Below are 25089 nucleotides of genomic sequence, written 5' to 3'. Positions count from 1 at the left end.
CTGGTTGGTCATTGGGATACGTGGAGGCCAAACCCGACTTATTAAGGAACTATCATGTCCCAAGTCAACATGCGCGATATGCTGAAGGCCGGTGTGCACTTCGGTCACCAGACCCGTTACTGGAACCCGAAAATGGGTAAATACATTTTCGGCGCGCGTAACAAGATCCACATTATCAACCTTGAAAAAACCCTGCCAATGTTCAACGAAGCTTTGACTTTCGTAGAGCGTCTGGCCCAGGGCAAAAACAAGATTCTGTTCGTTGGCACCAAGCGTTCCGCTGGCAAGATCGTTGCTGAAGAAGCAGCACGTTGCGGTTCGCCGTACGTCGATCACCGCTGGTTGGGCGGCATGCTGACCAACTTCAAAACCATCCGTGCTTCCATCAAGCGTCTGCGTGACCTTGAAATCCAGGCCGAAGACGGTACGTTCGCCAAGCTGACCAAGAAAGAGGCGCTGATGCGCACTCGCGATCTGGAAAAGCTCGATCGTTCCCTGGGTGGTATCAAGGACATGGGCGGTCTGCCTGACGCACTGTTCGTTATCGACGTTGATCACGAGCGCATCGCGATCACCGAAGCCAACAAACTGGGCATCCCGGTTATCGGCGTAGTCGATACCAACAGCAGCCCGGAAGGCGTTGACTACATCATCCCAGGCAACGATGACGCAATCCGCGCTATCCAGTTGTACATGGGTTCGATGGCTGACGCTGTAATCCGTGGTCGCAACCACGTTGCTGGTGGTACCGAGCAGTTCGTTGAGGAAGCTCCGGTAGCTGCCGCTGAGTAACTGACGCCCTGGCGTTGACTCAGTAAGCAAAAAGGGGGCTTGGCCCCCTTTTTGCCACCTCGAAAACCGTTTGTTGGCGCCCACGTGTGGCGGTGCATCATTGCTCTGTCATGTGCAGCGGCCTACAACGGAGATTCGGGAAGAATTGATCGCCCGTTTGATCGGGTGGAATGGTTGAAAACCTATCCAAGAGGATTTTGAAATGGCAGAGATTACTGCAGCGTTGGTTAAAGAACTGCGTGAGCGTACTGGCGAAGGCATGATGGATTGCAAAAAGGCCTTGACCAAGGCTGGCGGCGACATCGAAAAAGCTATTGATGACATGCGTGCTTCCGGCGCCATCAAAGCTGCCAAGAAAGCAGGCAACGTAGCGGCTGAAGGCGCTATCGCTCTGGTTGAAGACGGTAAAGCCGCCGTTCTGCTGGAAGTGAACTCGCAGACCGACTTCCTGGCTCTGCAGGACGACTTCAAGGCATTCGTTGCTGCCAGCGTCAAAAAAGCATTCGACGACAAGCTGACAACTGTTGAGCCGTTGATCGAAGCGCAAGAAGCTGATCGCCTGGTACTGGTCGGCAAGGTTGGCGAAAACGTCAACATCCGTCGTCTGGCTCGCATCGAAGGTGATGTGGTTGGCGGTTACCTGCACGGTAACAAGATCGGCGTTGTAGTTGCCCTTAAAGGCGGCGACGTTGAACTGGCCAAAGACATCGCTATGCACGTAGCGGCCAGCAACCCTGAATTCCTGCTGCCATCGGAAGTGTCCGCTGACGCAATCGAACGCGAAAAAGCCGTGTTCCTGAGCCTCAACGCTGACAAGATCGCCGGCAAGCCAGAAAACATCGTTGAAAACATGATCAAAGGCCGTATCAGCAAGTTCCTGGCTGAAGCGAGCCTGGTTGAGCAGGCGTTCGTCAAGAACCCTGAGATCAAAGTGGGCGAACTGGCCAAAAAAGCCGGTGCAGAAATCGTTTCCTTCACCTACTACAAAGTAGGCGACGGCATCGAGAAGCCGGTCGACAACTTCGCTGAAGAAGTTGCTGCCCAGCTGGCTGCCGCCAAGCAATAAGACAGTTTTTAACTGTCGCCGAAAGAGGCTGCCCGCTCACGCGCGCAGCCTCTTTTCAAATGGGAAGGCCGATTTTATTTGGATTCCTATCGGAACTGGCTTACAAAGCCGTGTTCCGATGGCGCTGTGACAGCGTCCAGCTAGAGTGAACGCAAGCCGTAAACGGCTCGCCAAGAATTTTTAAAAATACGCCGCAGGAGAGATTCGCAATGGCTCAGCAGGGCAGTGGTTATCAAGCTCGCTATAAACGCATTCTACTCAAGCTTAGCGGCGAGGCCCTGATGGGCTCGGAAGAGTTCGGGATTGATCCCAAGGTGCTCGACCGCATGGCGCTGGAAGTCGGCCAATTGGTCGGTATCGGCGTCCAGGTCGGCCTGGTGATCGGTGGTGGCAACCTGTTCCGTGGTGCGGCACTCAGTGCGGCCGGTATGGATCGGGTCACCGGTGATCACATGGGCATGCTGGCCACTGTGATGAACGCCTTGGCCATGCGTGACGCCCTGGAGCGTGCCAACATCTCGGCAATCGTGATGTCGGCTATTTCCATGGTCGGCGTGACCGATCACTATGATCGCCGCAAGGCCATGCGCCACTTGAACGCCAAGGAAGTGGTGATCTTCGCTGCGGGTACCGGTAACCCGTTCTTCACCACGGACTCGGCTGCGTGCCTGCGCGCCATCGAAATTGATGCCGACGTAGTGCTCAAGGCCACCAAGGTGGATGGCGTTTACACCGCAGACCCATTCAAAGACCCGCATGCCGAGAAGTTCGATCATCTGACTTACGATGAAGTACTGGATCGCAAGCTGGGCGTGATGGACCTGACGGCTATTTGCCTGTGCCGCGACCACAAGATGCCACTGCGCGTATTTAACATGAACAAGCCCGGCGCCCTGCTGAACATCGTACACGGCGGCGCGGAAGGGACTCTGATCGAGGAAGGCCAACAATGATCAACGAAATCAAGAAAGACGCTCAAGAGCGCATGCACAAATCGCTGGATTCTCTGAACCACGCTTTTGGGCAGATCCGTACCGGCAAGGCCCACCCGAGCATTTTGGGTAGCGTGATGGTGCCGTACTACGGCACAGACACTTCCATCACCCAAGTCGCCAACATCACCGTGAAAGACTCGCGCACCCTGCAAGTCGTGGCCTTCGAGCGCAACATGCTCGGCGCCGTCGACAAGGCAATCCAGAGCGCCGGCCTGAACCTTAACCCGACCAACCTCGGCGAGTTGCTGTTGATCTCGATGCCGGCCCTGACTGAAGAAACCCGCAAGGGCTTCACCAAGCAGGCGCGCAGCGCAGCGGAAGATGCGCGCGTTGCCGTGCGTAACATCCGTCGTGATGCGTTGGGTGACTTGAAAAAATTGGTCAAGGACAAAGAAATCAGCGAAGACGAAGAGCGTCGCGCCGTCGCTGACATCGACAAGCTGACCAAAGATGCCGAGGCCCAGATCACCAAGGCCACGGAAGAAAAAGAAAAGGACCTGATGGCCGTATAAGGGGTCAGGACGCCTTCATGGAAAAGACCAAGCAGACTGTACCTTCCGTGGTGCCGCGCCATGTCGCGATCATCATGGATGGGAATAATCGCTGGGCGAAAAAACGCTTTATGCCGGGTGTTGCCGGGCATAAAGCGGGTGTCGATGCGGTGCGCGCCGTGATTGAGGTGTGTGCCGAGGCCAAGGTCGAAGTATTGACGCTGTTTGCCTTCTCCAGCGAGAACTGGCAGCGCCCGGCCGAAGAAGTCAGTGCCCTGATGGACCTGTTCTTCAAGGCCCTGCGTCGTGAGGCCAAGCGCCTCAACGACAACAATATCAGCCTGCGGATCATTGGTGATCGCTCGCGGTTCCACCCGGAACTGCAAGCGGCCATGCGCGAAGCTGAGGCGATCACCGCGGGTGCCAATCGTTTTGTGCTGCAAATTGCAGCCAACTACGGTGGCCAGTGGGACATCGCCCAGGCTGCGCAGCGGCTTGCCCGCGAAGTGCAGGCCGGTCATCTACGGCCGGACGACATTACGCCCGACCTGCTGCAAACCTGCCTGGTGACGGGCGACTTGCCGTTGCCGGACTTGTGCATCCGTACCGGTGGCGAGCACCGCATCAGCAACTTCCTGCTGTGGCAGTTGGCTTACACCGAGCTGTACTTCTCCGACCTGTTCTGGCCGGACTTCAAACACGATGCCATGCGTAATGCGCTGGCCGATTTCGCTTCCCGTCAGCGTCGCTTCGGTAAAACGAGCGAGCAGATAGAAGCTGGAGCCCGGGTTTAAATGCTTAAACAACGAATCATCACAGCACTTATCCTGCTACCGATTGCCTTGTGTGGTTTCTTCCTGCTCAACGGTTCCAGCTTTGCGCTGTTTATCGGCCTGGTCGTGACCCTGGGGGGCTTGGGAATGGGCGCGCCTGGCGGGTTTCAGCGCTCAATTACCGCGTGTGGTGTACGCCGCTGTCGTGGCGCTGTTGCTGTTCCTGATGCATACCCTGTCGAGCATTGTGGTGCCTTGGGTGTTGGGCGCGGCTGTGCTGTGGTGGGCGCTGGCGACCTTCCTGGTACTCACCTATCCGCGCACCAGTGGCCATTGGTCGAGTGTGGCCAGCAAGCTGGTGATTGGCTTGTTGATTCTGCTGCCGGCCTGGCAAGGGCTGGTCGAGATCAAAAATTCGCCGATGGGCAATTGGCTGATCATGGCGGTGATGGTGCTGGTGTGGGGCGCTGATATTGGCGCTTACTTCTCGGGTCGAGCCTTCGGCAAGCGCAAACTGGCGCCGGCCGTCAGCCCCGGCAAGAGCTGGGAAGGCGTTTACGGCGGCCTGGCATTGACCTTGCTGATCACGCTGGTGGTGGGTGTGGTGCGCGACTGGGCGCTGAAGGAAATCCTCCTGGCCTTGTTGGGCACCGCCATTGTTGTATTTATCTCGGTGGTGGGCGACCTCACTGAAAGCATGTTCAAGCGCCAGGCCGGGGTCAAGGACAGCAGCAACCTGCTGCCGGGTCATGGCGGCGTGCTCGACCGAATCGACAGCCTCACCGCCGCGATTCCGATCTTTGCCGTGCTGCTGTGGATGACCGCTTCGTGAGCCGTTTGCAACAGGTGACGGTATTGGGTGCGACCGGCTCGGTAGGGCTGAGCACCCTGGATGTGATCGCTCGCCACCCGGACCGCTATCAAGTGTTTGCCCTGACCGGCTTTACGCGTTTACCTGAACTGCTCGCGCTGTGTGCGCGCCACACGCCACGCTTTGCTGTGGTACCTGAGGCGGCTGCGGCGCGTGGTTTACAGGCAGAGCTGCGGGCTGCCGGCCTTGCTACGCAGGTGTTAGTGGGCGAGGAGGGCTTGTGCCAGGTGTCGGCCGATGCCGAGGTCGATACCGTGGTCGCAGCCATTGTGGGGGCTGCAGGTTTGCGTCCTACGCTGGCGGCGGTTGATGCCGGCAAGAAGATTTTGCTGGCCAACAAAGAAGCGCTGGTGATGTCCGGCACACTCTTTATGCAGGCGGTACGCAACAGCGGCGCCGTGCTGCTGCCGCTGGACAGCGAGCACAACGCGATTTTCCAATGCATGCCCGGTGATTTTGCGCGTGGTCTGAGCCAAGTCGGTGTGCGGCGGATTCTTCTTACGGCATCCGGCGGGCCGTTCCGTCAAACTCCACTGGCCGAGCTGGAGCACGTGTCTCCCGATCAGGCCTGTGCGCACCCGAACTGGTCCATGGGGCGCAAAATTTCGGTGGATTCGGCGAGCATGATGAACAAGGGCCTGGAACTGATCGAGGCGTGTTGGCTGTTCGACGCCCGGCCAGGTCAGGTCGAGGTGGTTATCCATCCACAAAGTGTGATTCATTCCCTGGTCGACTACGTGGACGGTTCGGTATTGGCGCAATTGGGTAACCCCGATATGCGCACGCCAATCGCCAACGCCCTGGCGTGGCCGCAGCGGATTGATTCCGGTGTGGCGCCCCTGGACCTGTTCGCGATTGCACGGTTGGACTTCGAAGCACCGGACGAACAGCGCTTTCCGTGTTTGCGCCTGGCGCGGCATGCTGCGCAGGCGGGCAACAGTGCGCCGGCGATGCTCAATGCGGCCAACGAAGTCGCGGTGGCGGCGTTTCTCGAACGGCGAATCCGCTTTCCGCAGATCGCGAGTATCATTGAGGACGTTTTGAGCCTTGAGCCGGTCGTGCCAGTAAATGATTTGGGCGCAGTGTTCGAAGCTGATACAAAAGCCCGGGCGCTGGCCGAGCAATGGTTGAACCGCAACGCGCGTTAGTCTTGGGGCAGGTTTGAGCCTTGAGGCACTGGATTGGAATGCGGAGAAATTAGATGAGTGCGCTCTACATGATTGTCGGCACCCTGGTCGCTCTGGGTGTTTTGGTGACCTTCCACGAGTTCGGCCACTTTTGGGTGGCGCGTCGTTGCGGCGTCAAGGTACTGCGCTTTTCCGTCGGTTTCGGCATGCCGTTGCTGCGCTGGCACGACCGTCGTGGCACCGAGTTCGTGATTGCGGCCATCCCGCTGGGTGGCTACGTCAAGATGCTCGACGAGCGCGAAGGCGAAGTGCCTGCGGAGCAACTGGACCAGTCCTTCAATCGCAAGACCGTGGGTCAGCGTATCGCTATTGTGGCAGCCGGGCCGATTGCCAACTTTCTGTTGGCGATGCTGTTCTTCTGGGTATTGGCCATGCTGGGCAGCCAGCAGGTGCGCCCGGTGATCGGCGCGGTCGAAGCGGGCAGCATGGCGGCCAAGGCCGGGCTGGTCGCTGGGCAGGAAATTGTTTCTATTGATGGCGAGCCGACCACGGGTTGGGGCGCCGTCAATTTGCAGTTGGTGCGCCGCATGGGTGAAAGCGGCACCATCAATGTGCTGGTGCGCGAGCAGGATTCGACTGCCGAAACCCCGCGCGAGCTGACCCTGGATCACTGGCTCAAAGGGGCGGACGAACCCGACCCGATCAAGTCGCTGGGGATTCGCCCATGGCGTCCGTCGCTGCCGCCGGTGCTCGCCGAGCTGGATTCTAAAGGCCCGGCGCAGGCCGCAGGTCTGAAAACCGGCGACCGCTTGCTGGCCCTTGATGGTCAGCCGCTGGGCGACTGGCAGCAAGTGGTCGACCTGGTGCGTGTACGTCCTGATACCAAAATTGTGCTGAAAGTTGAGCGCGATGGTGCTCAAATCGACGTCCCTGTGACCCTGGCGGTTCGCGGGGAAGCCAAGGCGGCCGGGGGTTACCTCGGTGCCGGGGTCAAGGGTGTCGAATGGCCGCCATCGATGGTGCGCGAGGTCAGCTTCGGGCCTGTAGCGGCGATTGGCGAGGGTGCAAAACGCACTTGGACCATGAGTGTGCTGACCCTCGAATCGCTCAAGAAAATGTTGTTCGGCGAGCTCTCGGTAAAAAACTTGAGTGGACCGATAACCATTGCTAAAGTGGCGGGCGCTTCTGCCCAGTCGGGTGTCGCGGATTTCCTGAATTTCCTGGCTTATCTGAGTATTAGCCTTGGAGTTCTGAATTTGCTGCCCATTCCTGTATTGGATGGGGGGCATCTGTTGTTTTATCTGGTCGAGTGGGTGCGTGGTCGCCCCTTGTCGGATCGGGTGCAGGGTTGGGGGATACAGATCGGTATCAGTTTGGTGGTCGGAGTGATGTTGTTAGCTCTGGTCAACGATCTGGGACGACTGTAACGCTTCGCTGAATTGCGAATCTGCCGCATTTTGCGGCAGTTTGTTTATTGCCAGTTGGAATAAGAAAGGACTTCATGAAACGTCTGCTGCTAACTGCGGTTCTCACCGTATTGATGATCGCCGAAGTTCACGCCGAGTCCTTCACTATCTCCGATATTCGCGTCAACGGCCTCCAGCGGGTTTCCGCCGGTAGCGTCTTTGGTGCCTTGCCGTTGAACGTCGGGGAACAGGCGGATGATCGTCGCCTGGTGGAATCCACTCGTGCGCTGTTCAAAACCGGGTTCTTTCAAGATATCCAGCTGGGTCGCGAAGGCAACGTCCTGGTCATCACCGTCGTTGAGCGACCTTCTGTCGCCAGTATCGAGATCGAGGGCAACAAAGCGATCTCCACTGAAGACTTGATGAAGGGCCTCAAGCAATCCGGCCTGGCCGAGGGCGAGATCTTCCAGCGCGCCACCCTTGAGGGTGTGCGTAACGAACTGCAACGTCAGTACGTTGCCCAGGGTCGCTACTCCGCGAGCGTGGAAACCGAAGTGATCCCGCAGCCTCGTAACCGTGTCGGCCTTAAGGTCAACATCAACGAAGGCACCGTGGCGGCGATTCAGCACATCAACGTGGTGGGTAACACCAAGTTCGCTGATGACGACCTGATCGACCTGTTCGAGCTGAAGACCACCAACTGGTTGTCGTTCTTCAAGAACGACGACAAGTACGCCCGTGAAAAACTGTCCGGTGACCTGGAGCGTCTGCGTTCCTACTACCTGGACCGCGGCTATATCAATATGGATATCGCTTCGACCCAGGTGTCCATCACCCCTGACAAAAAGCACGTCTACATTACCGTCAACGTCAACGAAGGCGAGAAGTACACCGTTCGTGACGTAAAACTCAGCGGCGACCTGAAAGTACCTGAAGACCAGGTCAAGGCGCTGTTGCTGGTGCAGAAGAACCAGGTGTTCTCGCGCAAGCTGATGACCACCACGTCCGAACTGATCACCCGTCGTCTGGGTAACGAAGGCTATACCTTCGCCAACGTTAACGGCGTGCCGACCCCGCACGATGATGACCACACCGTGGACGTCACCTTTGTCGTCGACCCCGGCAAGCGTGCCTACGTTAACCGCATCAACTTCCGTGGCAACACCAAGTCTGCCGACGAAGTGCTGCGTCGTGAAATGCGCCAGATGGAAGGTGGCTGGGCGTCGACTTATTTGATCGACCAGTCCAAAACGCGTCTTGAGCGCCTGGGCTTCTTCAAGGAAGTCAACGTCGAAACCCCGGCCGTACCGGGTGTGGATGACCAGGTTGACGTGAACTACGCGGTTGAAGAGCAAGCCTCCGGTTCGATCACCGCCAGCGTCGGTTTCGCACAGAGTGCCGGCCTGATCCTCGGTGGTTCGATCACCCAGAACAACTTCCTCGGTACCGGTAACAAGGTTTCCATCGGTCTTACGCGCAGCGAATACCAGAGCCGCTATAACTTCGGTTATGTCGACCCCTACTGGACTGCTGACGGTGTGAGCCTGGGCTATAACGCCTTCTACCGCACCACCGACTACGACAAGCTCAACACCGAACTGGCGAGCTACGCTATCGATAGTTTTGGTGCCGGTGTGAACATCGGCTACCCGATCAGCGAAACGTCGCGCCTGACCTTCGGCTTGACCGCGCAACAGGACAAGATCAAGACCGGTGTTTACACCGTGGACGAAATCTTCAACTTCACGCAGAAAGAGGGTGATCAGTTCCTGAACTTCAAGGCTTCGGCCGGTTGGTCGGAATCGACCCTGAACAAAGGTGTACTGGCGACCCGTGGCCATTCCCAGAGCTTGACTGCGGAAGTCACAACACCGGGCAGCGACCTGTCGTTCTTCAAGCTCGACTACCGTGGCCAGTTGTTCCAGCCGCTGAGCGATAACTACACCATGCGCCTGCACACTGAGCTGGGTTATGGCGACGGTTACGGTTCCACCAGTGGTCTGCCGTTCTACGAGAACTACTATGCAGGTGGTTTCAACTCGGTTCGTGGCTTCAAGGACAGCACTTTGGGTCCGCGTGGTACGCCAAGCCGCGGTGAAGCGATCACCGGTAACCGCGGCACCATCGCGGACTCCGACAACGACGCTACGCCATTCGGTGGTAACGTGTTGATCCAGGGTGGTGCGGAGATTCTGTTCCCGCTGCCATTCGTCAAGGACCAGCGTTCGTTGCGTACTTCGGTCTTCTGGGACGTGGGTAACGTATTCGACTCCAAGTGCCAGCAGGTCAGCAACCCTAGTGGCGTGAAGTCTCAGACTCAGTGCAACGACGTGAGCCTCAGCAACATGGCAAGCTCCGTTGGTGTTGGCGTGACCTGGGTGACCGCGCTTGGCCCATTGAGCTTTGCTCTGGCCATGCCGATCAAGAAACCGGATAACGCTGAAACCCAGATTTTCCAATTCTCCCTCGGCCAGACGTTCTAAGCGTCTGACCCAAGATAACGACAACGGATTCTGTAGGAGTGCATCGTGCGTAAGTTGACTCAATTGGTTCTGCTGGCAACTGTGCTGGTAACCACACCGGCCTTCGCCGAAATGAAAATCGCCGTTCTGAACTATCAGATGGCCCTGCTGGAGTCCGATGCGGCCAAGCGTTACGCAGTGGACGCCGAGAAAAAATTCGGCCCACAACTGACCAAGCTGAAGACTCTGGAAAGCAGCGCCAAGGGTATCCAGGATCGTCTGGTCGCGCGGCGACAAACATGCAGCAAGGCGAGCGCGAGCGTCTGGAGCTTGAATTCAAGCAAAAGGCCCGTGACTACCAGTTCCAGTCCAAAGAACTGAACGAAGCCAAGGCTGTTGCAGACCGCGAAATGCTCAAGCAGCTCAAGCCGAAACTCGACAGCGCTGTGGAAGAAGTCATCAAGAAAGGTGCCTTCGACTTGGTGTTTGAGCGCGGCGCCGTGATCGACGTCAAGCCTCAATACGACATCACCCGTCAGGTGATCGAGCGCATGAATCAGCTGAAGTAAGCCATGACCGCAACTATCAAACTCGGCGAGTTGGCCGAGCTCCTGGGGGCCACCTTGCGTGGCTCCAGTGAGAAAGAAATCACTGGGCTAGCCGCCTTGCAGGAGGCTGGCCCAGCTCAGTTGAGCTTCCTGGCAAAGCCCCAATTCCGTAAATACCTGGCCGACAGCCAAGCCGCAGCCGTGTTGCTGACGGCCGCCGATGCCGAAGGGTTTACCGGGGCTGCGCTGGTGGTGGCTGACCCTTACCTGGCTTTTGCCAAGGCGTCGCACCTGTTCGCTCCAAAACCCAAGGCCAGCCCCGGTATTCATCCGTCTGCGGTGATCGCCGAGGATGCTGTGGTTGATCCTGCGGCCAGCATTGGCGCATTTGCAGTGATCGAGAGCGGCGCGCGCATTGCCGCCGGGGTAACGGTCGGCGCACATTGCTTTATCGGTGCGCGCTGTGAAATCGGCGCCGATGGCTGGTTGGCCCCGCGCGTGACCCTGTACCACGGCGTGCGTATCGGTGAGCGAGTGGTGATTCAGTCGGGCGCCGTCATCGGCGGCGAAGGTTTTGGCTTTGCCAATTCCAAAGGTGTTTGGCACAAGATTGCCCACGTCGGCGGCGTATGGATCGGCGATGACGTGGAAATCGGCGTGAACACCGCCGTCGATCGCGGGGCCTTGGCCGATACCTTGATCGGTAACGGCGTGAAGCTCGATAACCAGATTCAGATTGCGCATAACGTGCAGATTGGCGATCACACCGCCATGGCCGCCTGCGTGGGCATATCCGGCAGTGCCAAGATTGGCAAGCATTGCATGCTTGCGGCGGCGTTGGGCTGGTGGGGCATATCGAGATTTGCGACAACGTGTACATTACCGGCATGACCATGGTGACCCATTCGATTACCGAGCCTGGGTCCTACTCTTCCGGTACGGCCATGCAGCCAGCGGCTGAGTGGCGCAAAAGTGCCGCACGTTTGCGCAAGATCGACGATATGGCCCGACGCCTCAAGCAGGTCGAAAAGCGTGTCGAGGACGTGACCCCTGGCGGTGATGCTTCATCAGAAGGCTGATACCATTTCCATATCAAGTGTGCACAGCCGCTAGACTGCCTCCTTGATTTGCTAGCGGGGCGTGCGTTTAGTCGCCCGCCCCCAATCTTTATTACAGGCTTCCCCCCCGAAATGATGGACATCAACGAGATTCGCGAATACCTGCCTCACCGTTACCCGTTCCTGCTGGTGGACCGTGTAGTGGACCTCAACGTCGAGGAAAAGCGCATTCGTGCCTACAAGAATGTCAGCATCAACGAACCGTTCTTCAATGGTCACTTTCCTGCGCATCCAATCATGCCGGGCGTATTGATCATCGAAGCGATGGCGCAGGCTGCCGGTATCCTTGGTTTCAAAATGCTCGACCTCAAGCCTGCCGACGGCACGCTGTATTATTTCGTGGGCTCCGACAAGCTGCGCTTCCGCAACCCGGTCACGCCGGGTGACCAGTTGATCCTCGAAGCCAAGTTCATCAGTTGCAAGCGCCAGATCTGGAAGTTCGAATGCCAGGCCTCGGTGGACGGCAAGCCTGTGTGCTCCGCCGAGATCATCTGCGCGGAACGCAAACTATGAGTTTGATTGACCCTCGCGCAATCATCGATCCGTCGGCCGTTCTGGCCGCCGACGTTGAGGTCGGCCCTTGGTCGATCATCGGCGCAGGTGTTGAAATCGGCGAGGGGACTGTCATCGGGCCACACGTGATCCTTAAAGGTCCGACCCGTATTGGCAAACACAATCGTATCTACCAGTTTTCCTCGGTAGGCGAAGATACCCCGGACATGAAGTACAAGGGTGAAGAAACACGCCTGGTAATCGGTGACCACAACATCATCCGTGAAGGCGTGACCATCCACCGTGGCACCGTGCAAGATCGTGCGGAGACCACCCTGGGTGATCACAACCTGGTCATGGCCTACGCACACATTGGCCACGACAGTGTTATTGGTAACCACTGCATTCTGGTCAATAACACTGCGCTGGCCGGCCACGTGCACGTTGACGACTGGGCAATTTTGTCCGGCTTCACGCTGGTGCACCAATATTGCCATATCGGCGCCCACAGCTTTTCCGGCATGGGCACCGCGATCGGCAAGGACGTGCCGGCATTCGTCACGGTATTCGGCAACCCAGCCGAAGCGCGCAGCATGAACTTTGAAGGCATGCGCCGTCGCGGTTTCAGCGAAGACGCGATTCACGCCCTGCGCCGCGCTTACAAGGTGGTGTACCGCCAGGGATTGACGGTTGAGCAGGCGTTGACCGAGCTGACCGAGCCGGCAGCCTTGTTCCCGGAGGTCGCGGTATTCCGTGACTCGATCCAGGCATCGACTCGCGGCATCACCCGCTGATCATGGCTAATCTGCGTATTGCGCTGGTGGCCGGAGAAGCATCCGGCGATATTTTGGGCGCAGGCCTGATGCGCGCGCTCAAGGCCCAGCACCCTGCGGTTGAATTCATCGGTGTGGGTGGCCCGCTGATGCAGGCCGAAGGCCTCACGTCTTACTTTCCCATGGAGCGCCTCTCGGTCATGGGGCTGGTGGAAGTGTTGGGCCGTTTGCGTGAGCTGCTGGCTCGCCGCAAGCTGCTGATTCGAACCCTGATCGAAGAAAAGCCCGACGTATTTATCGGCATCGATGCGCCGGATTTCACCCTCAATATCGAACTCAAGTTGCGTCAGGCCGGGATCAAGACCGTGCACTACGTCAGCCCGTCCGTCTGGGCGTGGCGACAGAAGCGCGTGCTCAACATCCGCGAAGGCTGCGACTTGATGCTGACCCTGCTGCCCTTTGAGGCCAGGTTCTACGAGGAGAAGGGCGTGCCGGTGCGGTTTGTCGGGCACACCCTGGCCGACACCATTCCATTGCACGCTGACCGCGCCGCCGCGCGTGCCGAGCTGGGCTTGCCCGATGGTCCGCTGGTGGCGCTGATGCCGGGCAGTCGTGGCGGCGAAGTCGGTCGCCTCGGCGCTTTGTTTTTTGATGCCGCCGAACGCCTGCAGGCGTTCAAGCCCGGTCTGCGTTTTGTGCTGCCGTGCGCCAGCCCGCAACGACGCGCGCAAATCGAGACGCTGCTTGAGGGGCGCAACCTGCCTTTGACCTTGCTTGACGGTCAGTCGCACCTGGCCCTTGCGGCGTGCGACGCGGTACTGATCGCCTCGGGCACCGCCACCCTGGAGGCTTTGCTCTACAAGCGGCCCATGGTTGTGGCTTATCGCCTGGCGCCGCTGACCTTTTGGATTCTGAAACGCATGGTCAAAAGCCCTTACATCTCTTTGCCCAATTTGTTGGCCCAGCGCCTGTTGGTGCCGGAGTTGCTGCAGGACGATGCAACGCCAGAGGCCTTGGCGCAGGCCTTATTGCCGCTGATCGACGGTGGCGAGGAGCAGACCCGTGGTTTTGACGACATCCATCGCACCTTGCGCCGTGATGCGTCGAACCAGGCGGCGGATGCCGTGCTTACATTGATCGGCCACAAACAGGAAACCTTATGACCGTGCAAATGGGCCTGGATTTCAGCCTGGTCGCGCAAGCCCACGAACTGGTGGCCGGTGTTGACGAAGTAGGGCGCGGCCCGCTGTGTGGTGCGGTAGTCACGGCAGCGGTGATTCTGGACCCGAACCGTCCGATCCTCGGCCTTAATGATTCGAAGAAGCTCACCGAAGCGCGTCGCGAAAAACTCTACGACGAGATCTGTGAAAAAGCCCTGAGCTGGCATATTGCTCGGGCCGAAGTCGAAGAAATCGACACATTGAACATCCTCCACGCGACCATGCTGGCCATGCAGCGCGCGGTGGAAGGCCTGCACATCACTCCGAAAATGGCGATGATCGACGGCAACCGCTGCCCCACATTGGCGATGCCGTCAGAAGCCGTGGTCAAGGGTGACAGCAAGGTGCCCGCCATCGCTGCCGCGTCGATTCTGGCCAAGGTCAGCCGTGACCGTGAAATGGCCGCGTTTGAATTGATCTACCCCGGCTACGGCATCGGTGGCCATAAAGGCTACCCGACGCCCGTTCATCTGGAAGCATTGGCTCGCTTGGGCCCAACGCCTATCCACCGGCGCTCGTTCGCCCCGGTTCGCCAGGCTTACGCGCTGCGCGAGAGCCTCACCGAGGTTTAGTCGCGAGGCTGATGTTTTTGCCAAGGCCCGGTACAATCCCGGGCCTTGTTGTTTCTAAGTTTTTGCACAGGATCACTATGCCGGCTTCATTCGTTCACCTGCGCCTGCACACTGAATATTCCCTGGTCGACGGCCTGGTACGGATCAAACCGCTGGTCAAAACCCTGGTGGGCATGAACATGCCCGCGGTAGCGGTTACCGATCAGAACAACATGTGTTCCCTGGTCAAGTTCTACAAGAACGCCATGGGCGCCGGCATCAAGCCGATTTGCGGTGCCGACCTGTGGCTGTCCAACAAAGACCCGGATAACCCTTTGAGCCGCATCAGCCTGTTGGCGATGAACGGCGTCGGTTATCGCAACCTCACCGAGCTGATTTCTCGCGGTTTTATCGATGGCCAGCGCAACGGCTCGATCATCATCGAGCGCGAGTGGGTGGCCGAGGCGAGCGAGGGCGTGATCATGCTCTCGGCCGCCAAAGAGGGCGAGGTGGGTATCGCGCTGTTGGGCGGCAACCCTCAGGAAGCCGAAGTGCTGGCCCGCGAGTGGATGCAGGTGTTCCCCGACCGCTTCTACGTGGAGGTTCAGCGTACCAATCGGCCGAATGATGAAGAGCATCTGCACGCCGCCGTGGCCCTGGCCGACAAGCTGGGCGCGCCGCTGGTGGCGACCAACGATGTGCGTTTTATAAAGAAGGAAGATTTCGAGGCCCACGAGACGCGTGTGTGCATCGGCGAAGGCCGTGCCCTGGATGACCCGCGCCGGTCGAAGAACTACAGCGAAGAGCAGTACCTCAAAAGCGCTGAAGAGATGGCCGAGTTGTTCAGCGACCTGCCCGAAGCGCTGGAAAACTCCGTCGAGATCGCCAAGCGCTGCAATATCGAAGTGAAGCTGGGCAAGCACTTCTTGCCCAACTTCCCGATCCCCGATGGCATGACCATCGATGAGTACTTTCGCAAAGTGTCGTTTGATGGTCTGGAAGACCGTCTGAGTGTGCTGTTGCCCAAGGACACCACCGAGGACTACGACGCCAAGCGCCAGGTGTACGTTGACCGGCTGAATTTCGAGCTGGATATCATCATCCAGATGGGCTTCCCCGGTTACTTTCTGATCGTAATGGACTTTATCCAGTGGGCCAAAAGCAACGGCGTGCCGGTAGGTCCGGGCCGGGGTTCAGGTGCTGGCTCGCTGGTTGCGTATGTACAGAAGATTACCGACCTCGACCCGCTGGAATATGACCTGCTGTTCGAACGGTTCCTCAACCCCGAACGGGTTTCCATGCCCGACTTCGACGTCGACTTCTGCATGGACGGCCGTGACCGCGTGATCGAGTACGTGGCCGAAAAATATGGCCGCAACGCGGTCAGCCAGATCATCACCTTCGGTTCCATGGCCGCCAAGGCGGTCATCCGCGACGTGGCGCGGGTGCAGGGCAAGTCCTACGGCCTGGCGGATCGCCTGTCGAAGATGATCCCGTTCGAAGTCGGCATGACCCTGGAAAAAGCCTACGAGCAGGAAGAAATTCTGCGCGACTTTATCAAGGTCGATGAAGAAGCCGCCGAAATCTGGGACATGGCGCGCAAGCTCGAAGGCGTCGTGCGTAACGTCGGTAAACACGCCGGTGGCGTGGTCATCGCGCCGACCAAACTCACCGACTTTTCGCCGATCTATTGCGATGAAGAAGGCGGCGGCCTGGTTACCCAGTTCGACAAGGATGACGTGGAAGCGGCTGGCCTGGTGAAGTTCGACTTCCTCGGCCTGCGTACCCTGACCATCATCGACTGGGCGCTGAAGACGATTAACCGCGAGCGCGCCAAGGTTGATGAAGCGCCGCTGGACATCGCGTTTATCCCGCTGGACGACAAGCCGACGTACCAGTTGCTGCAAAAAGCCGAAACCACGGCGGTGTTCCAGCTTGAGTCGCGCGGCATGAAAGAGCTGATCAAAAAGCTCAAGCCCGACTGCCTGGAAGACTTGATCGCACTGGTGGCGTTGTTCCGTCCTGGCCCGCTGCAATCGGGCATGGTGGATGACTTCATCAACCGTAAGCACGGCCGCGCCGAGCTGGCGTACCCGCACTCCGACTACCAGTACGAAGGCCTCAAGCCGGTACTGGCACCGACTTACGGCATCATCCTGTATCAGGAACAGGTGATGCAGATCGCCCAGGTCATGGCCGGTTACACCCTCGGCGGCGCCGACATGTTGCGGCGCGCCATGGGCAAGAAAAAGCCCGAAGAAATGGCCAAGCAGCGCGGCGGTTTCATTGAAGGTTGCGCGACCAACAATATCGACGCCGACCTTGCCGGTAACATCTTCGACCTGGTGGAAAAATTCGCCGGTTATGGCTTCAACAAATCTCACTCCGCCGCCTACGGCCTGGTGTCGTACCAGACCGCCTGGCTGAAAACCCACTACCCGGCGCCGTTCATGGCGGCGGTACTTTCGGCGGATATGCACAACACCGACAAGGTCGTGACCTTGATCGAAGAAGTGCGCACCATGAAGCTGCGCCTTGACGCGCCGGACGTGAACGCCTCGGAGTTCAAGTTCACGGTGAACGACGAAGGCCGCATCATTTATGGCCTGGGCGCGATCAAAGGTGTGGGTGAAGGACCGGTGGAGGCCATTACCGAGGCGCGCCAGCACGGGCCGTTCAAGGACCTGTTCGACTTTTGCGCGCGGGTGGACCTCAAGCGCATCAACAAACGCACCCTTGATGGGTTGATCCGCAGTGGCGCGCTCGATCGTCTTGGCCCGTATTTCCATGATGAGCCGAAGGCTTACCAGGCGAATATCGACCGCAACCGCGCGGTGCTGCTGACCGCCATGGAAGAAGCGATCAAGGCCGCCGAACAGACCGCGCGCACCCACGACAGCGGGCACGCCGACCTGTTTGGCGGGCTGTTCGTCGAGGAAGACGCCGACGTTTATGCCAACCATCGCAAAGCCAAGGACCTGACCCTCAAGGAACGCCTCAAGGGTGAGAAAGACACCTTGGGCCTGTACCTCACCGGTCACCCGATTGACGAATACGAAGGTGAAATTCGCCGGTTCGCACGTCAGCGCATCATCGACCTGAAACCGGCGCGGGACACCCAAACCGTGGCGGGTATGATCATCGCCCTGCGCGTGATGAAAAATAAAAAGGGCGACAAGATGGGTTTTATCACCCTCGATGACCGCTCGGGCCGCATCGAAGCGTCGCTGTTTGCCGATGCGTTCCACTCGGCGCAGTCGCTGTTGCAGACCGACGCAATGGTGGTGGTAGAAGGCGAGGTCAGTAATGACGACTTCTCCGGCGGCCTGCGCCTGCGGATCAAGCGGGTGATGAGCATGGAAGATGCGCGCACCAATTTGGCCGAAAGCCTGCGTTTGAAGGTCAAGACCGAAGCGCTCAAAGGCGATCAGCTACGCTGGTTGGGTGACCTGCTCAAGCGTCACCGTGGCGCGTGCCCGGTGACCATGGAGTACACCGGTAACGACGCCAAGGCCATGTTGCAGTTTGGTGAGACTTGGCGAATTGATCCCGCGGATGGCTTGATTCAAGCTTTGCGTGACCAGTTCGGCCGTGACAACGTCTTCCTCCAATACCGTTGATGGCCGGGCGCGTTCTTTTTGATGAAGAGTATTCGCCCGATCTCGACCCAACATTTAATCTCGACCTAGACGCGCCTGTCCCTTAAGGTAGCGCGAATAGACAACCGGCTGGCCAGGCACTCCCTGGCCGTCGACCCAAGACGGACGCTTATGAACCCGAATTTTCTTGATTTCGAACAGCCGATCGCTGACCTGCAAGCCAAAATTGAAGAACTGCGCCTGGTCGGCAATGACAATTCCCTGAATATCGGCGATGAGATTGCTCGACTGCAAGACAAGAGCAGCACGCTCACCGAAGACATTTTCGGCAAGCTGACCAGCTGGCAGATCGCGCGCCTGGCTCGCCACCCGCGCCGTCCGTACACGCTGGACTACATTCAGCATATCTTCAGCGAGTTCGACGAGCTGCATGGCGACCGCCACTTCTCTGACGACGCCGCCATCGTCGGCGGTATCGCTCGCCTGGACGACCAGCCAGTGATGGTGATCGGTCACCAGAAAGGTCGTGAAGTGCGCGAGAAAGTTCGCCGTAACTTCGGCATGCCGCGCCCTGAAGGCTACCGCAAGGCGTGCCGCCTGATGGAAATGGCCGAGCGCTTCAAAATGCCGATCCTGACCTTCATCGACACCCCGGGCGCTTACCCGGGTATCGACGCCGAAGAGCGCAACCAAAGCGAAGCGATCGCCTGGAACCTGCGCGTGATGGCCCGCTTGAAAACCCCGATCATCGCCACCGTCATTGGTGAAGGTGGTTCCGGCGGTGCACTGGCGATTGGCGTGTGCGACCAGTTGAACATGCTGCAATATTCGACCTACGCGGTGATCTCGCCCGAAGGTTGCGCCTCGATCCTGTGGAAAACCGCCGATAAAGCCCCGGACGCTGCCGAAGCCATGGGCATCACTGCCGATCGCCTCAAAGGCTTGGGTATCGTTGATAAAGTTATCGGCGAACCGTTGGGCGGCGCCCACCGCGACCCGGCTGCCGCTGCCGCGAGCATCCGCGCTGAACTGGGTGCGCAACTGGCGATGCTCAAGAAGCTGGATAACGAAGCGCTGCTCAAGCGCCGTTATGAGCGCTTGATGAGCTACGGTCTCTAAGAGCGCCGCAGCATTAAATGTGGGAGGGGGGCTTGCCCTCGATTGCTGAGTGTCAGTCAATGTATTTGGTGACTGATGCACCGCTATCGGGAGCAAGCCCCCTCCCACATTTGCTTTGTGTATGCTTGGCCAACGTATTCCAGATTTGCGGCGGTAACATCTGATGAAACCGGTGCTCTGCGCCAAACTCCTGCAAACCCTCGCCCCGTGGCGCAACGCCCCGGCTTGGCATATCGCTTTCTCCGGCGGCCTCGATTCCACCGTCCTGCTGCATCTCCTCGCTTCTCTGGCAAACATTCCACCTCTGCGTGCTGTTCATGTTCACCACGGCCTGCAAGCTGCCGCCGACGCGTGGCCAGAGCATTGCCAAACGGTCTGCGACGGTTTGGGTGTGCCCTTGCGCGTCATGCGTGTGCAGGTGCAGCCCGGCGCCAGCCTTGAGCGTGCAGCGCGTGACGCACGTTACTCGGCGTTTGCCGAGGTAATTGGGGCAGGGCAGGTATTGCTGACGGGCCAGCACCGCGACGATCAGGCCGAAACCCTGCTGTTTCGCCTGCTGCGTGGGGCAGGGGTGCGAGGGCTGTCGGCAATGCCGGCGCATCGCCCATTCGCGGCTGGCCACCTGGTGCGGCCGCTGCTGAATGCCTCACGCGCTGAATTGGAGGCCTACGCACACGAACATCAGTTGAGCTGGATCGAAGACCCCTCCAACGCCGACCCGCGTTTTTCGCGCAATTACCTGCGCCACCGGGTAGTGCCAACGCTGACCGAGCGTTGGCCCCAAGCCGTCACCCGCCTGGCGCGCGCTGCCGAGCATCTGGGTGAAGCCCAGGGCCTGCTTGACGAATTGGCGCTCATGGACCTGCAAACCGCCGATCACCCTTCGCCATTTCCCTGGCTGCCCTTGCCATCATTGGCGTTGGCGCCATTGCGCGAGCTTTCCGACGCCCGTCAACGTAACGCCCTGCGACATTGGCTGACGCCGCTGACGCGTTTGCCCGACAGCGACCATTGGGCCGGCTGGTATTCACTGCGCGATGCCAAGGGCGACGCACAACCGCTGTGGCGCTTGGCCGACGGCCAATTGCACCGTTGCGGCCCACACATCTGGTGGCTGCCTTCAAGCTGGTCGGCGTTTTCCGACGCGTCGGTGAGCTGGCTTGATCCGCACACCCCACTAAAGTTACCCGGCAATGGCCTGCTCAACTGTATCGGCAAGGCCCCCGAAGGCCCATTGACGATCCGTTATCGCCAGGGCGGCGAAGTCGTCGAAGTGCCAGGTCGCGGTCGGCGCGACCTCAAGCGCCTGCTGAATGAATGCGGGCTGCCGGGCGTGGTGCGTGGCAGATTGCCGCTGCTGTATCGGGGCGAGCAATTGCTGGCTGCCCCAAGCCTTGCAGGGCTATGGGCGATGCCGCCGGGCGACTGGCAATTACAGTGGATGCCACAGACCTGCGATCAAGGTTTGAGCTGATAGAGCCTTTCCGGTAGACTACGCTCCCTTCTTGATACAACTTCTGTGGATTCGCCTGAATCGCAGTCGTTGCCGATTACCAAGCAGTCTTTGCTGGGCGATTCCAAAAAATGTGTAGCGATCAACGCACCAGTGTTTCACTGCTGGTCTGTCACCACGCGGCGGTTTTTTTGAAAGGTGCACTGTGATTAATGCAGGTGATCGGGGGCTTCGGCCTTCCTTCGCTTTCCCCGGCGGCTCGGACCGCTTTAACGCAGACTTCTAGGGTTTTTCATGACGCGCTACATATTCGTCACGGGCGGTGTTGTTTCTTCATTGGGGAAAGGCATTGCCTCCGCTTCATTGGCGGCCATCCTGGAGGCGCGGGGACTTAAGGTCACCATGCTCAAGCTGGACCCGTACATCAACGTTGACCCGGGCACCATGAGCCCGTTCCAGCACGGTGAAGTGTTCGTCACACACGACGGCGCCGAGACCGACCTGGACCTGGGCCACTACGAGCGGTTCATCCGCACGACCATGACCCAGAACAACAACTTCACCACAGGCCGTGTTTACGAGCACGTGCTGCGCAAAGAGCGCCGTGGTGACTACCTGGGTGCAACCATCCAGGTGATCCCGCACATCACCGACGAAATCAAGCGCCGCATCATCAAGGGTGCAGGCGATGCCGACGTGGCGATGGTCGAGATCGGTGGCACCGTGGGTGACATCGAATCGCAACCGTTCCTCGAAGCCATTCGCCAATTGCGTTTCGAAGTCGGCGCCAAGCGCGCGATGCTGATGCACCTGACGCTGGTGCCGTACATCGCCACCGCTGGCGAAACCAAAACCAAGCCTACCCAGCACTCGGTCAAGGAACTGCGTTCCATCGGCCTGCAGCCGGATGTGCTGGTGTGCCGCTCCGATCACCCGATCGACATTTCTTCGCGTCGCAAGATCGCGCAATTCACCAACGTTGAAGAACGTGCGGTGATTGCCCTCGAAGACGCCGACACTATCTACAAGATCCCGGGCATCCTGCATTCGCAAGGCCTGGATGATTTTGTGGTCGAGCGTTTTGGCCTGCAATGCAATGGCGCAGATCTGTCCGAGTGGGAAGCGGTGGTCGACGCCAAGCTCAACCCTGAGCACGAAGTGACCATTGCCATGGTCGGCAAGTACATGGAACTGCTCGACGCGTACAAGTCGCTGATCGAAGCGATGAGCCACGCCGGTATCAGCAACCGTACCAAGGTCAATCTGCGCTACATCGATTCCGAAGACATCGAGAACCAGGGCACTGCGCTGCTCGAAGGTGTTGACGCCATTCTGGTGCCAGGCGGTTTTGGCCTGCGTGGCGTGGAAGGCAAGATCACCGCCGTGCAGTACGCCCGTGAGAACAAGGTGCCGTACCTCGGTATCTGCCTGGGTATGCAAGTGGCCGTTATCGAGTTCGCACGTAACGTGCTGGGCTGGAAAGACGCCAACTCCACCGAGTTCGATCACGCCAGCGGCCACCCGGTCGTGGGCCTGATCACCGAGTGGGAAGATGCCACCGGCGCCGTTGAAACGCGTACTGAAACCTCCGACCTCGGCGGCACCATGCGCCTTGGCGCACAAGACTGCCTGCTGGAGCCGGGGTCTTTGGTTCACGATTGCTACGGCAAGGACGTGATCGTCGAGCGTCACCGTCACCGCTACGAAGTGAACAACAACCTGCTGCCGCAGATCAAGGAAGCCGGCCTGAAAGTGTCCGGTCGCTCCGGTGATGGCAAGCTGGTGGAAGTGGTCGAGGCGCCGGATCATCCATGGTTCGTGGCGTGCCAGTTCCACCCGGAGTTCACCTCGACGCCGCGCGACGGTCACCCGTTGTTCACCGGTTTCGTTAAAGCAGCACTGACGCAACATCAGAAGAAGGCGTAAACCTGATGGCCCAGAAGATCATTCGCGTAGGCGACATCGAAATTGCCAACGACAAGCCCATGGTGCTGTTCGGCGGCATGAACGTGCTGGAAAGCCGCGACATGGCGATGCAGGTCTGTGAAGAGTACGTCAAGGTTACCCAGAAACTGGGTATCCCTTACGTGTTCAAGGCCAGCTTCGACAAGGCCAACCGTTCGTCCGTGACCTCCTATCGCGGCCCGGGCCTTGAAGAAGGCATGCGGATCTTCCAGGACATCAAGCAAGCTTTCAGCGTGCCGATCATCACCGACGTCCACGAGCCCGAGCAGGCTGCCGTGGTCGCCGAGGTGTGCGACATCATCCAGTTGCCGGCCTTCCTGTCGCGCCAGACCGATCTGGTGGTTGCGATGGCCAGGACCGGCGCTGTGATCAATATCAAAAAAGCCCAGTTTCTTGCGCCACAGGAAATGAAACATATCCTGAGCAAATGCGTGGAAGCGGGTAACGACCAGTTGATCCTCTGCGAGCGTGGTTCGAGCTTCGGCTACAACAACCTCGTGGTCGACATGCTCGGTTTCGGCATCATGAAACAGTTCGAATACCCGGTGTTCTTCGACGTGACCCACGCGCTGCAAATGCCCGGTGGTCGTGCCGATTCCGCCGGTGGGCGGCGCGCCCAGGTATTGGACCTGGCCAAGGCCGGCATCAGCCAGTCGCTGGCCGGGCTGTTCCTGGAAGCCCACCCGGACCCGGACAATGCCAAATGCGACGGCCCGTGCGCCTTGCGCCTGGACAAGCTGGAACCGTTCCTGGCCCAGCTCAAGCAGTTGGACGAACTGGTCAAGAGTTTTCCGACGGTAGAGACCGCGTAACGGCCGTTTCTCCGGTAGACTTTCCCTCGCTTTACGCTCAGGCCTGCGGGCCTGAGCCTTGTCGCCTGCAAGCCTGCCCCGTTGTTCCACCCTTGCGGTCGGTCAAAAGATTTCCTTCAGCTGCGTCGTTTTCGTCAACTTTGGAGTGTTTACAACAATGGCAAAAATCGTCGACATCAAAGGTCGTGAAGTTCTCGACTCCCGTGGCAACCCCACCGTCGAAGCCGACGTGCTTCTCGATAACGGCATCATCGGCAGCGCCTGCGCGCCGTCCGGTGCGTCTACCGGTTCGCGCGAAGCGCTGGAACTGCGTGATGGCGACAAGAGCCGTTACCTGGGCAAAGGTGTACTCAAGGCCGTCGCCAACATCAACGGCCCGATCCGCGACCTGCTGCTGGGCCAGGACCCTGTTGACCAGAAAGCCCTTGACCACGCGATGATCAAGCTCGACGGCACCGACAACAAAGGTAGCCTGGGCGCCAACGCGATCCTCGCCGTGTCCCTGGCTGCCGCCAAGGCCGCCGCACAGGACCAGGACCTGCCGCTGTACGCGCACATCGCCAACCTGAACGGTACGCCGGGTGTTTACTCGATGCCGGTGCCGATGATGAACATCATCAACGGTGGCGAGCACGCCGATAACAACGTCGACATCCAGGAGTTCATGGTGCAGCCGGTGGGTGCCAAGACCTTCTCCGAAGGCCTGCGCATGGGAACCGAGATTTTCCATCACCTCAAAGCAGTGTTGAAGGCGCGTGGCCTGAGCACTGCAGTGGGTGACGAAGGTGGTTTCGCGCCGAACCTTGCGTCCAACGAAGATGCACTCAAAGTGATCTCCGAAGCTGTGGCCAACGCTGGCTACACGCTGGGCACCGACGTGACCCTGGCACTGGACTGCGCCGCCAGCGAATTCTACGAAGACGGCAAGTACAACCTGTCCGGCGAAGGCCACGTGTTCACCTCCGAAGGGTTTGCCGACTACCTGAAAGGCCTGTGCGAGCGTTACCCGATCATCTCGGTTGAAGATGGCCTGGACGAGTCCGACTGGGCCGGCTGGAAAATCCTCACCGACAAAATCGGCGAGAAGATTCAACTGGTGGGCGACGACTTGTTCGTGACCAACACCAAGATCCTGCAAGAAGGCATCGACAAAAAGATCGCCAACTCGATCCTGATCAAGTTCAACCAGATCGGCACCCTGACCGAAACTCTGGAAGCCATCCAGATGGCCAAGGCCGCTGGCTACACCGCCGTGATCTCGCACCGCTCCGGCGAAACCGAAGACTCGACCATTGCCGACCTGGCTGTGGGCACCTCGGCTGGCCAGATCAAAACCGGTTCGCTGTGCCGTTCCGACCGCGTTTCCAAGTACAACCAATTGCTGCGTATCGAAGAGCAATTGGCAGGTAAGGCCAAGTACAACGGTCGCAGCGAGTTCCGCGGCTGATTGTTTCGC

Annotated in this window: 19 protein-coding genes and 2 pseudogenes; all 21 read left to right on the top strand. The window is 59.0% G+C overall.

Annotated elements, in window-relative coordinates:
* Window positions 1–54: 54 nt before the first annotated feature.
* The 21 genes and pseudogenes from rpsB (at window position 55) to eno (ending at window position 25080) form a co-directional block, all read left to right on the top strand.
* Window positions 55–792 carry a 30S ribosomal protein S2 gene (gene rpsB / locus F0169_RS14730; RefSeq protein ID WP_058412424.1) on the top strand — a complete coding sequence of 246 codons (738 nt, stop codon included), beginning with the start codon at window positions 55–57 and terminating at the stop codon, window positions 790–792.
* 202 nt (window positions 793–994) lie between these two features.
* Window positions 995–1858 carry a translation elongation factor Ts gene (tsf, locus tag F0169_RS14725; protein WP_058412423.1) on the top strand — a complete coding sequence of 288 codons (864 nt, stop codon included), beginning with the start codon at window positions 995–997 and terminating at the stop codon, window positions 1856–1858.
* A 209-nt stretch (window positions 1859–2067) separates the two neighbouring features.
* Window positions 2068–2811, top strand: coding sequence for a UMP kinase (gene pyrH / locus F0169_RS14720; protein WP_003172271.1), 744 nt, complete (start codon window positions 2068–2070; stop codon window positions 2809–2811).
* Window positions 2808–3365, top strand: coding sequence for a ribosome recycling factor (gene frr, locus F0169_RS14715; RefSeq protein ID WP_058412422.1), 558 nt, complete (start codon window positions 2808–2810; stop codon window positions 3363–3365). The genes pyrH and frr overlap by 4 nt, the downstream gene beginning before the upstream one ends.
* A 17-nt stretch (window positions 3366–3382) precedes the next feature.
* Window positions 3383–4138: a polyprenyl diphosphate synthase gene (uppS, locus tag F0169_RS14710; protein ID WP_058412421.1), complete on the top strand. Its 756-nt coding sequence runs from the start codon at window positions 3383–3385 to the stop codon at window positions 4136–4138.
* Window positions 4139–4949: pseudogene (locus F0169_RS14705) on the top strand (phosphatidate cytidylyltransferase).
* Window positions 4946–6136: a 1-deoxy-D-xylulose-5-phosphate reductoisomerase gene (gene ispC, locus F0169_RS14700; RefSeq protein ID WP_172979444.1), complete on the top strand. Its 1191-nt coding sequence runs from the start codon at window positions 4946–4948 to the stop codon at window positions 6134–6136. The pseudogene F0169_RS14705 and the gene ispC overlap by 4 nt, the downstream one beginning before the upstream one ends.
* 53 nt (window positions 6137–6189) lie before the next feature.
* Window positions 6190–7542, top strand: a complete 1353-nt coding sequence (gene rseP, locus F0169_RS14695; RefSeq protein ID WP_152746920.1) for a sigma E protease regulator RseP — start codon at window positions 6190–6192, stop codon at window positions 7540–7542.
* A gap of 74 nt (window positions 7543–7616) precedes the next feature.
* Window positions 7617–10004: an outer membrane protein assembly factor BamA gene (gene bamA / locus F0169_RS14690; protein WP_058412417.1), complete on the top strand. Its 2388-nt coding sequence runs from the start codon at window positions 7617–7619 to the stop codon at window positions 10002–10004.
* Window positions 10005–10066: 62 nt separating this feature from the next.
* Window positions 10067–10552, top strand: coding sequence for an OmpH family outer membrane protein (locus tag F0169_RS14685; protein ID WP_341869100.1), 486 nt, complete (start codon window positions 10067–10069; stop codon window positions 10550–10552).
* A 3-nt stretch (window positions 10553–10555) separates the two neighbouring features.
* Window positions 10556–11610: pseudogene (gene lpxD, locus F0169_RS14680) on the top strand (UDP-3-O-(3-hydroxymyristoyl)glucosamine N-acyltransferase).
* Between the two features lie 111 nt (window positions 11611–11721).
* Window positions 11722–12162, top strand: coding sequence for a 3-hydroxyacyl-ACP dehydratase FabZ (gene fabZ, locus F0169_RS14675; RefSeq protein ID WP_003172281.1), 441 nt, complete (start codon window positions 11722–11724; stop codon window positions 12160–12162).
* Entirely contained in the window at window positions 12159–12935 is a 777-nt protein-coding gene (lpxA, locus tag F0169_RS14670; protein WP_058412415.1) for an acyl-ACP--UDP-N-acetylglucosamine O-acyltransferase, read from the top strand. The genes fabZ and lpxA overlap by 4 nt, the downstream gene beginning before the upstream one ends.
* A 2-nt stretch (window positions 12936–12937) precedes the next feature.
* Window positions 12938–14077, top strand: coding sequence for a lipid-A-disaccharide synthase (lpxB, locus tag F0169_RS14665; RefSeq protein WP_152746919.1), 1140 nt, complete (start codon window positions 12938–12940; stop codon window positions 14075–14077).
* 2 nt (window positions 14078–14079) lie between these two features.
* Window positions 14080–14706 (top strand): ribonuclease HII, encoded by a 627-nt coding sequence (rnhB, locus tag F0169_RS14660; RefSeq protein ID WP_161936695.1) that lies wholly within the window; start codon window positions 14080–14082, stop codon window positions 14704–14706.
* A 77-nt stretch (window positions 14707–14783) separates the two neighbouring features.
* Window positions 14784–18305: a DNA polymerase III subunit alpha gene (gene dnaE / locus F0169_RS14655; RefSeq protein ID WP_058412412.1), complete on the top strand. Its 3522-nt coding sequence runs from the start codon at window positions 14784–14786 to the stop codon at window positions 18303–18305.
* A 150-nt stretch (window positions 18306–18455) separates the two neighbouring features.
* Window positions 18456–19403, top strand: coding sequence for an acetyl-CoA carboxylase carboxyltransferase subunit alpha (locus tag F0169_RS14650; RefSeq protein WP_152746918.1), 948 nt, complete (start codon window positions 18456–18458; stop codon window positions 19401–19403).
* A 163-nt stretch (window positions 19404–19566) separates the two neighbouring features.
* Window positions 19567–20877 carry a tRNA lysidine(34) synthetase TilS gene (tilS, locus tag F0169_RS14645; RefSeq protein ID WP_152746917.1) on the top strand — a complete coding sequence of 437 codons (1311 nt, stop codon included), beginning with the start codon at window positions 19567–19569 and terminating at the stop codon, window positions 20875–20877.
* Window positions 20878–21150: 273 nt separating this feature from the next.
* Entirely contained in the window at window positions 21151–22782 is a 1632-nt protein-coding gene (locus tag F0169_RS14640) for a CTP synthase (RefSeq protein ID WP_058412409.1), read from the top strand.
* Window positions 22783–22787: 5 nt separating this feature from the next.
* Window positions 22788–23633, top strand: coding sequence for a 3-deoxy-8-phosphooctulonate synthase (kdsA, locus tag F0169_RS14635; RefSeq protein WP_152746916.1), 846 nt, complete (start codon window positions 22788–22790; stop codon window positions 23631–23633).
* A gap of 157 nt (window positions 23634–23790) precedes the next feature.
* Window positions 23791–25080: a phosphopyruvate hydratase gene (eno, locus tag F0169_RS14630; protein WP_058412407.1), complete on the top strand. Its 1290-nt coding sequence runs from the start codon at window positions 23791–23793 to the stop codon at window positions 25078–25080.
* Window positions 25081–25089: the final 9 nt, after the last annotated feature.

Source organism: Pseudomonas kitaguniensis (genome assembly GCF_009296165.1).
In the GTDB taxonomy this organism is placed as follows: Bacteria; Pseudomonadota; Gammaproteobacteria; order Pseudomonadales; family Pseudomonadaceae; genus Aquipseudomonas; species Aquipseudomonas kitaguniensis.
This window is presented reverse-complemented; position numbering and strand designations above follow the sequence as displayed.

Excerpts from the sequence above, each read along its gene's own strand:
- pyrH (WP_003172271.1), top strand. The coding sequence starts at position 2,068 with ATGGCTCAGCAGGGCAGTGGTTATCAAGCTCGCTATAAACGCATTCTA.
- lpxA (WP_058412415.1), top strand. The coding sequence starts at position 12,159 with ATGAGTTTGATTGACCCTCGCGCAATCATCGATCCGTCGGCCGTTCTG.
- kdsA (WP_152746916.1), top strand. The coding sequence starts at position 22,788 with ATGGCCCAGAAGATCATTCGCGTAGGCGACATCGAAATTGCCAACGAC.
- tsf (WP_058412423.1), top strand. The coding sequence starts at position 995 with ATGGCAGAGATTACTGCAGCGTTGGTTAAAGAACTGCGTGAGCGTACT.
- rpsB (WP_058412424.1), top strand. The coding sequence starts at position 55 with ATGTCCCAAGTCAACATGCGCGATATGCTGAAGGCCGGTGTGCACTTC.
- tilS (WP_152746917.1), top strand. The coding sequence starts at position 19,567 with ATGAAACCGGTGCTCTGCGCCAAACTCCTGCAAACCCTCGCCCCGTGG.
- fabZ (WP_003172281.1), top strand. The coding sequence starts at position 11,722 with ATGATGGACATCAACGAGATTCGCGAATACCTGCCTCACCGTTACCCG.
- F0169_RS14640 (WP_058412409.1), top strand. The coding sequence starts at position 21,151 with ATGACGCGCTACATATTCGTCACGGGCGGTGTTGTTTCTTCATTGGGG.
- lpxB (WP_152746919.1), top strand. The coding sequence starts at position 12,938 with ATGGCTAATCTGCGTATTGCGCTGGTGGCCGGAGAAGCATCCGGCGAT.
- bamA (WP_058412417.1), top strand. The coding sequence starts at position 7,617 with ATGAAACGTCTGCTGCTAACTGCGGTTCTCACCGTATTGATGATCGCC.
- eno (WP_058412407.1), top strand. The coding sequence starts at position 23,791 with ATGGCAAAAATCGTCGACATCAAAGGTCGTGAAGTTCTCGACTCCCGT.
- rseP (WP_152746920.1), top strand. The coding sequence starts at position 6,190 with ATGAGTGCGCTCTACATGATTGTCGGCACCCTGGTCGCTCTGGGTGTT.
- F0169_RS14650 (WP_152746918.1), top strand. The coding sequence starts at position 18,456 with ATGAACCCGAATTTTCTTGATTTCGAACAGCCGATCGCTGACCTGCAA.
- uppS (WP_058412421.1), top strand. The coding sequence starts at position 3,383 with ATGGAAAAGACCAAGCAGACTGTACCTTCCGTGGTGCCGCGCCATGTC.
- frr (WP_058412422.1), top strand. The coding sequence starts at position 2,808 with ATGATCAACGAAATCAAGAAAGACGCTCAAGAGCGCATGCACAAATCG.
- dnaE (WP_058412412.1), top strand. The coding sequence starts at position 14,784 with ATGCCGGCTTCATTCGTTCACCTGCGCCTGCACACTGAATATTCCCTG.